This window comes from Limnohabitans sp. TS-CS-82, assembly GCF_002943475.1.
Map to the genome: position 1 here is coordinate 1 of NZ_PTQX01000031.1, position 12,666 is coordinate 12,666.

Annotated in this window: 13 protein-coding genes and 1 pseudogene; 7 read left to right on the forward strand and 7 right to left on the reverse strand. The window is 55.7% G+C overall.

What is annotated here, in order from left to right:
• The 4 genes from C5F52_RS29480 to C5F52_RS29495 form a co-directional block, all read right to left on the reverse strand.
• On the reverse strand, positions 1-396 hold a 396-nt coding region (locus C5F52_RS29480), incomplete at its 3' end, for a transposase (protein WP_146100209.1).
• A gap of 39 nt (positions 397-435) precedes the next feature.
• The gene (locus tag C5F52_RS29485) at positions 436-1,830 is read right to left on the reverse strand and encodes a sensor histidine kinase (protein WP_104801906.1); all 1,395 of its coding nucleotides are present in this window, start codon (positions 1,828-1,830) and stop codon (positions 436-438) included.
• 15 nt (positions 1,831-1,845) lie between these two features.
• Positions 1,846-2,520: a response regulator transcription factor gene (locus C5F52_RS29490; protein ID WP_104801907.1), complete on the reverse strand. Its 675-nt coding sequence runs from the start codon at positions 2,518-2,520 to the stop codon at positions 1,846-1,848.
• A gap of 37 nt (positions 2,521-2,557) precedes the next feature.
• Positions 2,558-3,067 (reverse strand): MarR family winged helix-turn-helix transcriptional regulator, encoded by a 510-nt coding sequence (locus tag C5F52_RS29495; protein ID WP_104801908.1) that lies wholly within the window; start codon positions 3,065-3,067, stop codon positions 2,558-2,560.
• A 141-nt stretch (positions 3,068-3,208) separates the two neighbouring features.
• Here C5F52_RS29495 and recA point away from each other — a divergent pair, with 141 nt between their 5' ends.
• Positions 3,209-4,348: a recombinase RecA gene (recA, locus tag C5F52_RS29500; RefSeq protein WP_104801909.1), complete on the forward strand. Its 1,140-nt coding sequence runs from the start codon at positions 3,209-3,211 to the stop codon at positions 4,346-4,348.
• Between the two features lie 102 nt (positions 4,349-4,450).
• Positions 4,451-4,885 carry a recombination regulator RecX gene (recX, locus tag C5F52_RS29505; RefSeq protein WP_104801916.1) on the forward strand — a complete coding sequence of 145 codons (435 nt, stop codon included), beginning with the start codon at positions 4,451-4,453 and terminating at the stop codon, positions 4,883-4,885.
• On the opposite strand, the gene argC is transcribed toward recX, so the two are convergent.
• Positions 4,882-5,799: an N-acetyl-gamma-glutamyl-phosphate reductase gene (argC, locus tag C5F52_RS29510; protein WP_104801910.1), complete on the reverse strand. Its 918-nt coding sequence runs from the start codon at positions 5,797-5,799 to the stop codon at positions 4,882-4,884. The two genes, recX and argC, sit on opposite strands and share 4 nt — an antisense overlap.
• Before the next feature lie 171 nt (positions 5,800-5,970).
• On the opposite strand from argC, the gene sucC reads away from it, so the two are divergent.
• The 5 genes from sucC (at position 5,971) to C5F52_RS29535 (ending at position 11,230) form a co-directional block, all read left to right on the forward strand.
• A complete protein-coding gene (sucC, locus tag C5F52_RS29515; RefSeq protein WP_104801911.1) occupies positions 5,971-7,131 on the forward strand; it encodes an ADP-forming succinate--CoA ligase subunit beta in 1,161 nt (386 codons plus the stop codon).
• A 10-nt stretch (positions 7,132-7,141) separates the two neighbouring features.
• On the forward strand, positions 7,142-8,038 hold the full coding sequence (gene sucD / locus C5F52_RS29520; protein ID WP_104801912.1) for a succinate--CoA ligase subunit alpha: 897 nt from the start codon (positions 7,142-7,144) through the stop codon (positions 8,036-8,038).
• 128 nt (positions 8,039-8,166) lie between these two features.
• Positions 8,167-8,679, forward strand: coding sequence for a pilin (locus C5F52_RS29525; RefSeq protein WP_104801913.1), 513 nt, complete (start codon positions 8,167-8,169; stop codon positions 8,677-8,679).
• 75 nt (positions 8,680-8,754) lie between these two features.
• Positions 8,755-10,434, forward strand: a complete 1,680-nt coding sequence (locus tag C5F52_RS29530) for a PglL family O-oligosaccharyltransferase (RefSeq protein ID WP_104801914.1) — start codon at positions 8,755-8,757, stop codon at positions 10,432-10,434.
• 13 nt (positions 10,435-10,447) lie between these two features.
• On the forward strand, positions 10,448-11,230 hold the full coding sequence (locus C5F52_RS29535; protein WP_104801917.1) for a glycosyltransferase family 2 protein: 783 nt from the start codon (positions 10,448-10,450) through the stop codon (positions 11,228-11,230).
• Between the two features lie 16 nt (positions 11,231-11,246).
• Here C5F52_RS29535 and moaC read toward each other — a convergent pair.
• Positions 11,247-11,342 (reverse strand): annotated as a pseudogene (gene moaC, locus C5F52_RS29540) (cyclic pyranopterin monophosphate synthase MoaC); the annotation flags it as partial.
• 483 nt (positions 11,343-11,825) lie between these two features.
• Positions 11,826-12,386 (reverse strand): hypothetical protein, encoded by a 561-nt coding sequence (locus C5F52_RS29545; protein WP_104801915.1) that lies wholly within the window; start codon positions 12,384-12,386, stop codon positions 11,826-11,828.
• Between the last annotated feature and the right edge of the window lie 280 nt (positions 12,387-12,666).

Sequence of the window (12,666 nt, forward strand, 5' to 3'; positions counted from 1 at the left end):
GATGGCCGTGCTTGGCGGCACTGGGCTTCGTTGTTCATTCTTCATACTGGAGTGCTCTTGTTCCCAGGTCCCGAAGGCCTGCACGCCGCCTTCATCAAGTTTACGTCGCCAGGTCACGACTTGGTTGGGATTGCGGATGTCATAGACCGCCGCAACCTGCCGGCAAGAAAGCTGCTCACGGTCCTGATGAGACAGTACCTGCAACTTGAACTGCGCACTGTACTTGCTGCGCTTGGGTCGTAGCCCGTCAATGCCGTGCAGACGGTAGTGGCTTACCCAAGTACGGATCTTCTCCTCAGGCACTGACCACTGCCGGGCCAGCAACTTCGCTCCGCCGTCCCCATTCAAAAAGCTCTTGACCACCTTGAGCTTGAACTCGGTTTCGTACTTCCTCATGTCACCCCCTTTAAGTTTGTCCAACTCTTGGGGGTCAGTTCACTTGCCGGGGGATGCATCTTCCAGCGTCACCACGGCGGCGTGTTGGTGCGCGATTTCCAGCACGATGGGCAGGCCGAGGCCCGAGCCATCGGCCTCGGTACCCAAGGCGCGGTAGAAGGGTTGGAACACCAAATCGCGCTCGGCTTCTGGAATGCCTGGCCCTGAGTCTTCCACCTGCAACACCACCACTTTGCCAAACTTGTCGGCGAGCAAACGCACGGTAATCACGCCCGGAGTGTCCTCGCTGGAGGGCGTGTAGTTGATTGCGTTGTCCACCAAGTTGCGCACCATTTCTTTGAGCAGCGTGGGGTTGCCCATCACACGCACACCTGTGCTGCCGGATGCCGCACCTTCATAGCCTAGGTCAATGTATTTGTCCAAGGCGCGTGGCAGCGAGTCTTGAATCACGTCGCTCACCAACGCCACCAAATCACAAGGGCTGCGCGCGATGTTGGTGCTGCCGCTTTCGGCGCGTGCCAAGGACAACAGTTGGTTCACCGTGTGCGTGGCGCGAATGCTGGCGCGTCCAATGAGTTTGAGCGATTGCTTGAGTTCATCCGCGCTAGAGTCCGCGCGTTGCGCCAAGTCGGCTTGCATGCGCAAACCCGCCAACGGTGTTTTGAGCTGATGCGCGGCATCGGCCAAAAAGCGTTTTTGTGTGGCGATGGATTCTTTGAGTCGTGTGAGCAAGTCGTTGATAGAGGCCACCAGAGGGGCTACTTCTTGCGGTACCGCAGATTCATCCAACGGACTCAAGTCATCGGGTTTGCGTAAGCGAATGCGTTCTTCGAGTTTGTTGAGCGGGCGAATGCCGCGCGCCAAAGCCAGCCACACCAGCAGCACGGCCAGCGGCAAGATGACGAACTGCGGCAGCATCACGCCTTTGATAATTTCGGTGGCCAGCACAGAGCGTTTCTCTAACGTTTCGCCCACTTGCACCAGCACGGGCTTGGCACCTGGCACGTCTACGCGCACCCAGGTGTAGGCCACGCGCACATCGGCGCCGCGCATTTCGTCATCGCGAATACGCACTTCGCCTGGCAGAGGTTGCTCTTCGTCTGGGGGTAGCGGAAAGTCGCGTTCGCCGCTCACAAATTCGCCACGCGTGCCCAGCACTTGGTAATAAATCAAGTCCGCTTCGTCGGCGCGCAAAATTTCGCGCGCTGGCAAAGGCAAGTTGAAATACATGCGCGTTTGGTCGCTCTTGACGAGCTGCGCGAGGGCTTGCACGTTGTATTCCAAGCCTCGGTCAAACGGGCGGCCTGCAATGTTTTGCGCCACCAGCCAAGTGAGCGCCAAGCTGACCGGCCACAGCAACAGCAGCGGCGTGAGCATCCAATCCAAAATCTCGCCAAACAGCGAGTGTTGCTCGCGCCTAAACAGCTTTGCCATGCAAGTGCGCCGTGTTTAGCCCGGAATTTTTTCGAGGCAGTAGCCCAAGCCGCGCACGGTGGCGATGCGGATCGGGCCTTTTTCAATCTTCTTGCGCAGGCGGTGGATGTATACCTCGATGGCGTTGTTGCTCACCTCTTCGCCCCACTCGCACAAGCGCTCGACCAGTTGGTCTTTGCTCACCAAGCGGCCGCTGCGTTGCAACAGCACTTCGAGTAAGCCGAGTTCGCGTGCAGACAGCTCAACCATCTTGCCGTCGATGGTGGCCACGCGACCGGTTTGGTCGTACACCAAGGGGCCGTGTTTGATGGACGACGAGGTGCCGCCCATCCCGCGACGTGTGAGGGCGCGCACGCGGGCTTCGAGTTCTTGCAGGCTGAAGGGTTTGGCCATGTAGTCGTCCGCGCCGTAGTCCAAACCTTTGACGCGCTCTTCCACGCCGTCAGCGGCGGTGAGGATGAGCACAGGAATGGATGAACCGCGTGATCGCAAACGTTTGAGCACTTCAAGGCCGTGCATTTTGGGAAGGCCTAAATCCAAGATGAGCAGGTCGAACTCATCCGTGGTCATCAAGGCGGCATCGGCTTCGGTGCCGCTGGCCACGTGGTCGGCGGCGGCACCCGATGCGCGCAAAGTACGCAACAGGCCGTCGGCCAAGACCAAGTCGTCTTCTGCAATCAGGATGCGCATGTGTTGTCTCCAACTTTGTTTGTGTTTTTTAGAAAGTTCAGCGCTGCGATTCTAGGTCCGAGTAAGCCCCGGCATAGGCCTCTAACCCTAAGCTGACCACGGTGGCCACGTCTGTGCCCACTTCTTGTTTGAATTCCGCTTCGGTTTGTGCCACGGCTTGCTCAAAAGCCCGCAGCCAAGCCAGCCCTGTTTCGGTGAACACAATGCGCCGTGCGCGAGCGTCTTGCGGGTCGGACAAGCGCTGCACCAAACCCCACGCTTCGCACTGGGTCACGAGATCGCCCATGGCTTGCTTGGTCATGCCGGCACTGGCGGCGAGGTCGATCAGGCGTGAGCCTTCTAGGTTCAGGTGGCGTGTGATGTGGATGTGCGCTGCGCTGACCTGGGCGCGGGCGGCAAGGTTGGACAGCGCCAAAGGAACATCCACGTTGTGCGCCATCAGGTGCAGCACGCGAGCGTCAAAGCGTCGCATGGCGTGGCCGAGTAAGCGGCCCAAGTGAACTTGTCGCCAGTCTTGCTGGGTGGAAAAGGTGGGAGCAGAAGTCATTTATAGATGGTAAGGCAAACTGACCAAAAAAAGTGTTTACAAGTTTCGACTTTGCGTTAAAGTACTGGTCAAGCATCCAGTTGTTGTTAAACACAGTAACTGGACATTCTCGGTAAGCCCTTGATTTAACGGAGATTTCTCATGAACAACAAACCCATCGTCGCTGACAGCGAAAAAGCCAAAGCCCTCCAAGCCGCCTTGGCGCAAATCGAAAAACAATTCGGCAAGGGCACCATCATGCGCTTGGGCGAAGGCGAAGTGATTGACGACATCCAAGTTGTGTCCACCGGCTCATTGGGTTTGGACATTGCTTTGGGCGTGGGCGGTTTGCCGCGTGGTCGCGTGATCGAAATCTACGGCCCAGAGTCATCCGGCAAAACTACCCTCACCTTGCAAGTCATCGCTGAGATGCAAAAACAAGGCGGCACTTGCGCGTTTGTGGATGCTGAGCACGCTTTGGATTCTCAATACGCCCAAAAGCTCGGCGTGAACTTGCAAGACTTGCTCATCAGCCAACCCGACACCGGCGAACAAGCGTTGGAAGTGGTCGACAGCTTGGTGCGCTCAGGCGCTGTGGATTTGGTGGTGGTCGACTCTGTGGCCGCCCTCACACCCAAGGCCGAACTCGAAGGCGACATGGGCGATTCATTGCCAGGCCTGCAAGCCCGTTTGATGAGCCAAGCGCTGCGCAAGTTGACGGCTTCCATCAAGAAGACCAACTGCACGGTGATCTTCATCAACCAAATCCGCATGAAGATTGGCGTGATGTTTGGTTCACCAGAAACTACTACCGGTGGTAACGCGCTCAAGTTCTACGCGTCTGTGCGTTTGGACATTCGCCGCACCGGCACCATCAAGCGTGGCGACGAAGCGGTGGGTAACGAAACCAAAGTCAAAGTGGTGAAGAACAAAGTCGCGCCTCCGTTCAAGACGGCCGAGTTCGACATCTTGTTTGGCGAAGGCATCAGCCGCCAAGGCGAAATCATTGACATGGGCGTGAACGCCAAGGTCATTGAAAAGTCCGGCGCTTGGTATGCGTACCAAGGCGAAAAAATCGGCCAAGGCCGTGACAACGCGCGTGAGTTCTTGCGTGAAAACGAAGCTCTGGCTTTCGAAATCGAAAACAAAGTGCGCGAATCTTTGGGTATTCCATTGTTGGCTGGCGGTGTAGATGCACCTGCAGCCAAAGAAGAAAAAGCGCCCAAGGTTTCTAAGGCTGCCAAAGAAGCGAAAGACGTCAAGGGCGCTGCTGATGCAGATGCAGACGGCGTAGTGGCTTAACGCTCGCTCAAAAGCGTCAACCCAAAAGTCAGCCTCGTGACACACGACGTCGATTCAAACGAAGACGAGAAACCCAAGGCGAAAAGGGCCAAGGGGTTTCAAATCTCACTCAAAGGCCGAGCCTTGCGCTTGCTCTCGCAACGCGAGCACTCGCGCTTTGAGCTAGAGCGCAAGCTCAAACCGTTTGAAGAAACGCCGGGCGAGCTGGCAGAGGCTTTGGATTTTTTGCAGGCCAAAGACTTCATCAACGAACAGCGTGTGGTGGAGTCGGTGGTCAACAGCCGTTCTCGCAAGCTCGGTGCATCCCGGGTGCGTCAAGAATTGCAAGCCAAGGGGTTGCCTGTCGAGGCCATCGCCGAAGCTGTGCAAGCGATGCGCAGCACCGAGCTAGAGCGAGCCCGCGAAGTCTGGCGAAAGAAATTTGGCGAGCCGCCGATTGACCAAGCGGCACGCGTTAAACAAGTGCGATTTTTAGTGAGTCGGGGTTTTGCGCCTGAGGTTGTGCGCAAAGTCGTGGCTGGCGCGGAAGACTTTTAAACGCCCAGCATCAGCTGCAGGTTTTGCACCGCAGCGCCGCTGGCACCCTTGCCCAAGTTGTCCAAACGCGCCATCAGCACGGCATGGCGATGGGTTTCGTTCGCGAAGACGCGAATTTCTAGTTTGTTGGTGTCGTTCAACGCGGTCGCGTCGAGCTTGCCGTTGTCCGTGGCGGGTTGCACGCTCACCCATCCATCTGGGTGTTGGCCGTAATGTTTGGCCAGTGCGTCATGCAAGTCAGCCGCCTTGGGTTTGGCAGGCAACATGTCCAAATGAATGGGCAGTTGCACCAGCATGCCTTGGCGGAAGTTACCAACCGATGGCACAAACAAAGGCCGACGTGTGAGGCCGGTGTAGGCCATGATTTCGGGGATGTGTTTGTGCTCTAAGCCAAGTGCATAGGTTTCAAACAGCGGCGCTTTGCCAGCTTCGTAGTCCTCAATCATGGTGCGGCCGCCGCCCGAGTAGCCGCTGACCGAAGGCAGGGCCACGGGAAAGTCGGCGGGCACCAAGCCCGCGTCCACCAAGGGGCGCAGCAAAGCAATCGCGCCGGTGGCGTAGCAGCCGGGGTTGGCCACGCGGTCGGCGTTGATCACGGCCTCGCGCTGGCCAGCGGCCAACTCGGGGAAGCCATAAACCCAACCAGGCTCAACACGGTGCGCAGTGGAGGCGTCGATGATTTTGGGTTTTTTGCCGCTCAGGCTGTCGATCATTGCGACCGACTCGCGGGCGTGGTCGTCGTGCAGACACAGGATCACCATGTCCACGCCAGCCATCAGCTCGCGTTTGGCTTCGGGGTCTTTGCGTTTCGCGGGGTCAATGCTGACGACTTCGATGCTTGGCATGAGCGCCAAGCGTTCGCGAATTTGTAGACCTGTGGTGCCGGCTTCGCCGTCGATGAAGACTTTAGACATGGATGTCGCCAGAAAGTACAAAAATGTGAGGCGTCGCTAGGCTGTTGTAAGCCAGTTAAAAGTTTGACGCGATGCAGCATGATACAGTCTCAAGGCTTTGTGTGGAGCGGCTCTTAGGTGTCGTCAACCAAACAAAACGTTACAAATCCACCGATTACTAAGAGAGATCTCATGAAGATTCACGAGTACCAAGGCAAGGAAATCTTGCGTCAATTTGGTGTGCCAGTGCCACGCGGTATCCCTGCGTTCACGGTACAAGAAGCGGTGGAAGCCGCGCAAAAGTTGGGCGGCCCAGTTTGGGTTGTGAAAGCTCAAATCCACGCGGGTGGCCGCGGCAAAGGCGGCGGCGTCAAAGTGGCTAAGACCATTGATGATGTCAAGCGTTTGGCCGAAGAGATCTTGGGCATGCAGCTCAAGACCCACCAAACTGGCCCAGAAGGCCAAAAAGTGCGTCGCCTCTATATCGAAGACGGCGCCGACATCAACAAAGAATATTACGTGTCAGTCGTGACTGACCGTGCAACTCAAAAGATTGCTTTCATCGCTTCCAGCGAAGGCGGCATGGACATTGAAGAAGTTGCCCACAGCACCCCAGAAAAAATCATCACCGAGTTCATCGACCCGTTGACTGGTTTGGGCGATGCACAAGCCAAGAAGATTGCAGACGCCATCGGCATGCCTGCTGACTCCACCGCTCAAGCCGTGGACATCTTCAAGAAGCTGTACCAGTGCTACATGGAAACTGACGCATCTTTGGTGGAAATCAACCCACTGAACCGCGACAGCAAAGGCAACGTGATGGCTTTGGACGCGAAGTTCAACTTCGATGCCAACGCTTTGTTCCGTCACCCAGAAATCGTGGCTTACCGCGATTTGGACGAAGAAGATCCTGCTGAAGTGGAAGCTTCTAAGTTTGACTTGGCCTACATCTCCTTGGACGGCAACATCGGTTGCTTGGTCAACGGTGCTGGCTTGGCCATGGCCACCATGGACACCATCAAGTTGTTTGGCGGCGAGCCAGCCAACTTCTTGGACGTGGGCGGCGGCGCTACAGCTGAGAAAGTCACCGAAGCCTTCAAGATCATGTTGGCCAACAAGAATGTCAAAGGCATTTTGGTCAACATCTTCGGCGGCATCATGAAGTGCGACACCATCGCCAGCGGCGTGATCACAGCTTGTAAAGCCGTGAACTTGTCAGTGCCATTGGTTGTGCGCATGAAAGGCACCAACGACGAGCTGGGCAAGAAAATGTTGGCCGAATCAGGTCTGCCAATCATCTCTGCCGACACCATGGCCGAAGCCGCAACGTCTATCGTTGCCGCTGTGAAGTAAGGGAAAAAACATGTCCATCTACATCAATAAAAACACCAAGGTCATCACCCAAGGTATCACCGGTAAAACCGGTCAGTTCCACACTGAAAAGTGCATCGAGTACGCAAACGGTAAAAACTGTTTCGTTGCGGGTGTGAACCCCAAGAAGGCTGGCGAGTCCATTTTCGGCGTGCCAATTTTCTCGACCGTCAAAGACGCTGCCAAAGAAACTGGCGCAACTGTGTCTGTGATCTACGTGCCACCAGCTGGTGCAGCTGCTGCCATTTGGGAAGCTGTGGAAGCTGACCTCGACTTGGCCATCTGTATCACCGAAGGCATCCCAGTCCGTGACATGCTTGAAGTTCGTAACAAGATGAAAGCCAAGGAAGCTGCTGGCGGCAAGAAAACCTTGTTGCTCGGCCCTAACTGCCCTGGTTTGATCACACCTGACGAAATCAAGATCGGCATCATGCCCGGTCACATCCACCGCAAAGGCCGTATCGGCGTTGTGTCTCGTTCAGGCACATTGACGTACGAAGCTGTGGCGATGTTGACCGAAGTGGGCTTGGGCCAATCCAGCGCAGTCGGTATCGGTGGTGACCCCATCAACGGTTTGAAGCACATCGACGTGATGAAAGCTTTCAACGACGATCCAGACACAGACGCCGTCATCATGATTGGTGAAATCGGTGGTCCAGACGAAGCTGAAGCTGCACAGTGGTGCAAGGCCAACATGAAGAAGCCCATCGTTGGTTTCATCGCTGGTGTGACTGCCCCTCCCGGCAAGCGCATGGGCCATGCGGGTGCTTTGATTTCTGGCGGTGCAGACACTGCAGATGCCAAGCTGGCCATCATGGAAGAGTGCGGCTTCATCGTCACACGCAACCCATCTGAATTGGGCAAATTGCTCAAGGCTCAGTTGAAGTAATCTCCTTCGGGAGTTACCCAGATCAAAGCGAGCGGTGTTTCACCGCTCGCTTTTTTTTGAACTCATGCACCTGCTTATGATTTGACGGCGCTGCCTAGAATTCGTGCCCAACCTTCAAAGGACTTGCGATGAAACAAACCCTACAACGCGGCTTCACCTTGATCGAACTCATGATCGTGGTGGCCATCATTGGCGTACTGGCCTCGGTGGCTTTGCCTGCTTACCAAGACTACATGATTCGAGCGCGTGTGAGCGAAGGCCTTGGTCTTGCTTCGGCGGCTAAAACAAATGTGTTGGATGTACTCAACAGCGGCAACATTGCCACGGCGACCTCGGGCTACAAAACGGGCTACACCTTCGGTGGTGCGACCAAGAACATCAGCAGCATTGATATTGCTGCGAGCACAGGCGTCATCACCATCACCACAACGGCGGCTGCGGGCGGCGGTAGCTTGTTGTTGGTGCCTTTCACCAAGAGCGGCACGACTGAAGCTGCATTGCCAGCGCCAACAGCTACAAGTGCATCGATTGATGGCGTGGTGCAGTGGAGGTGTATGGCCAAAGATGCAACCGCGTTTGTCGGCGTGTCTGTGCCCAGTGATGCATTGGACAAAAAGTATGTGCCGAGTGATTGCAAATAAGCGCATGCACACATCGATCCAGGCGCCTACGGGCGCCTTTGTTTTTGCAACGCCTGAGTGATAGAAAATCACGCCATGAATTCGTCTACAGCTCAAAGCCTCTTGGTGCGCAATGTCATCTTGGTGTTGTGTGTCGCCTTGCCGTGGCTCAACCCCTTTGTCAGCAGCCCATCCACAGCCGTCATCCCTTTGTTGGTGAGCTGGATGATGGCGGCGTGCGCCTTGTTGGCAGTGGTTGAGCTGCCGCTGGCGAAACCACGCTGGACCGTTTCAGAAGTCGCGATGTGCGGCGTGTTGCTGGCGTGGTTGGTGGCTTCAATGCTGTGGGTGCCACAGGTGGTGGACCGTGCGTTAACGATGGGGCTGCTGGCGTCTTTGATGTGCGTATGGCTCATGGCCGGTGTGGGCCGACGAGCCGCGGTGGACGAATCGCTGTTGCGTTGGTTGGTGGTGGGGATATTGGCCGCAGCGGTCACCAGTGCGGTGTTGGGTGTGTTGCAGTATTTGGGCTTGGCGCGTGAGTTGGCGCCTTGGGTGAACCAGCCGCTGAAGGGCGATGCTTTTGCCAACTTGCGTCAGCGCAACCAATTCGCCTCGCTCACCAGCTTAGGACTGGTGGCGTTGCTGGGTTGGGTGGCGGTGCGTACCAAGGCGCAACGCATGACGCGTGTTGGCTGGACCTTGACCTTTGTCTTGCTCAATGTGTTGGCCGCAGGCGTGGCGTGTTCGGTGTCACGCACGGGTGCTGTGCAATGGGCGCTGGTCGGTGTGTTGATGGCGGCATGGGCCTGGTGCAGCACTAAGCAAGAAGCGGCATTTGGCAAAGGCTTGGTGTGGCTGGCGTTGGCAGCCCCTGTTCTGGTGGCGTTGTGGTCCGTGTGGATGCCTTTGCTGGCTTTACAAACGACGGGTGAGCAAGGTGCGAGCATGATTTTGCGCGTCACAGGTCAAGCGCAAGACTATGCCGCTTGCGGTGGTCGTCGCGTGTTGTGGAGCAATGTGTTGGCGCTAGTGACACAGCACCCATGGCTGGGTTGGGGTTGGGGCGAGACCGACTATGCGCACTTCATGACGGACTACAACATCTTGCGTTTTTGCGACATGCTGGACAACGCGCATGACTTTCCGTTGCACTTGGCACTCGAATTTGGTGTGCCATTTGCTCTGGCTGTGATGGCGTTGATATGTGTGTGGGTGCTGCGCCGCACCCCGTGGCGTGAACAACACGCATGGCGTGTGATGGCTTGGTGCTTGCTGCTGGTACTGGGCTTGCACAGCCTGCTGGAATACCCACTTTGGTACGGCCCGTTTCAAATGACCTTGGGCTTGGCCATCGGTGTGTTGTGGGCAGCACCTGATGCGCCTGCAAGAGAAGAAGCGCAAGAAGGCCCCATGCTGGTGGCTGCCTTGTTGTTCATCGGTTGTTTGTACGCGGCATGGGACTTCAACCGTGTGGGGCAAATCTACCGACAAGCTGCTTCGCGCGATGCGGCCTACCGAGACAACCCCTTGCACCATGCCAAGCAATCGTGGCTCTTCAAAAATCAAGCAGACTTTGCTGAGCTCACCACGCAGACGGTCACCACAGACAATGCGGCGGAGTTGTATCCACAAGCGCTGCGCTTGATGCATTACTCACCTGAAGCGCGCGTGGTGAAACGCGCCATCGACAGCGGCAAGTTGTTAGGTTTTGATGCACAAGCGCAGGCGTTGACCGAGCGTCTAGACGATGTGAAGCAAAACACGCCACGCTAAACTCATGCGCAACATGACCCACGCTCACCCCACCCTCTCGGCCATCGTCATCACGCGCAACGAAGCGCACAACTTGCACGACTGCTTGCAGTCCATGCACGGCTTGGTCGATGAAATCATCGTGGTGGATAGCCAAAGCACTGACGCTACAGTGGTCATCGCGCAGCAGCACGGCGCCAAAGTGGCGCAGCCCGCTGACTGGCCCGGCTTTGGACCACAAAAAAATCGGGCGCTTGATTTGGCGACCTGCGATTGGGCGCTGTCGATCGACGCTGACGAACGCGTCACGCCCGAGTTGGCCGCGGAAATCAAGCAGGTGTTGCAAGCGGGCGCGCCTGACGTGGCCTATAAGTTGCCGCGTTTGTCTTCCTACTGCGGCAAATTCATCCATCACGCGGGTTGGCAACCAGACTATGTGCTGCGCTTGTTCAAACGTGGCACGGCCAAATTTTCAGATGATCTTGTGCATGAGCGTGTGGTGACGGAGTTGCCCGTGCAAGCGCTGCACAACCATTTGTTGCACTACAGCTATCTCAACTTCTCACAAGTCTTGTCCAAGGTCGACGCGTATTCCAGTGCCTCTGCCAAGCAAGCTTATGCGCGCGGAAAGCGCTCATCTGTAGCGGGTGCTTTGGGTCACGGCGCGTGGGCCTTTTTTCGTACCTATGTGATTCGCCGAGGTTTCTTAGATGGCGGACATGGTTTGGCGCTGTCTATCTCCAACGCCGAGACCAGCTACTACAAGTATTTGAAGCTTTGGCAAATGCAGCAGACCGCAGAGGCCGCTGCAAAGTAAGCGCGTCTCACTGCTTTTAGGCGACGACGTAGCTGCCCGACTTACCGCCATGCTTCTCAAGCAAATGCACCTCGGTCATCGTCATGCCTCGGTCCACTGCCTTGCACATATCTTAAATAGTCGGGTTTACGGTCATTTTCAGGCTTTGTTTGGATACTTTTGTTAAGAGTTTTAGCCCATTTCCATCAGTTTAAGCATACCCACGTCATCCTTGATGTGGACCAAATTGGGACATGTCCCAGTTCAGGCTCAGATTATCTGGCCGTATCAGCACCTATGCAACACACCGTGGGATGAGTGTGGAATCACAGTGCCCCCCCCAATGTCACTCCCCCAGAGAACTGCTTCCCATACATCTCCTGACTGTCCTTTACGCCTTTAAACGGTGCCAGCGGATAGCTTGACGTGGATATAAGGCACCTAGCCCCATACGGACGATGCAATCAGCCATAAACAGGCATATCCCCACCGATACGTTCACCACATAGACCGTGGGAGACGTTGGATTCACTGTGGACGAGCACCCCTTGATGCTTTTTTACAGTTCAAGAACGTGCCATACGGTGCGACTAGATAGTTGACGGTGGATACGAACTTATTTGAGCCATCTATCTAGAACGGAACTCACGTATTCCTTGGGAAGCATATGACCTCCATCGGGGACTACATGAACTGGGATACCTACCAACTCACCGAACTTGGTCACATTGACTGGATTTGATTGCCAATCCTCGGCACCCGTGTGAATCTCACATTGCTTTGGACTTGGATACATCCCTGACTGAGCCAGTTCCATCAGGACATTAGCTCTCGGCGGCAAGAAATGCATTGGCCGTTCTTCATCTTGATTCTCGAACTCACCAACGATTGGTGACAGTAATAGTGTCTTGCCTATGTAAGGCTCACCTAGTTGCGCCAGTGAGTGGAGAAATATGTAAGCACCAAAGCTGTTGCATATGACTCTGGCACTCTCATCCCAGAAGTTATCTTTCAGGTCATTGCATACGGTGTCTATCTGGTCTTGGAACGAGATGTTCCTGAACTCACCTGAGAGTTGTCTCCCCGTAACATCAAATCCACGTTCAAGGATGGCTTGACCTAACCCTGTGTGAAGGGTTCCGCCCATGCCAGTTAAGTAGTAGACGGTTTGAGTCATTGGCGACGTTTTATTTGCCACTCGTGCTGGCACTTGAGGCAATGTCGGTCTGGTTGATTCTCATCAATGACACATCCGCAGAGCGCAACCTCATTATGTTGAATTGCATCCAATAGTGAGCCACTAAACCTAGGTATTTGCATCCAAATTTGACCCACGTAGTCAAACTGTCCTGCTCAGCATTGAGCAGGAGGCACAGGAGTGATCAACGTGGCGTTATTAAGTGTGATCAGGCGGTGGCACCTGAGAGATGGAATGAGCATTCGGGAAATATCCCGAC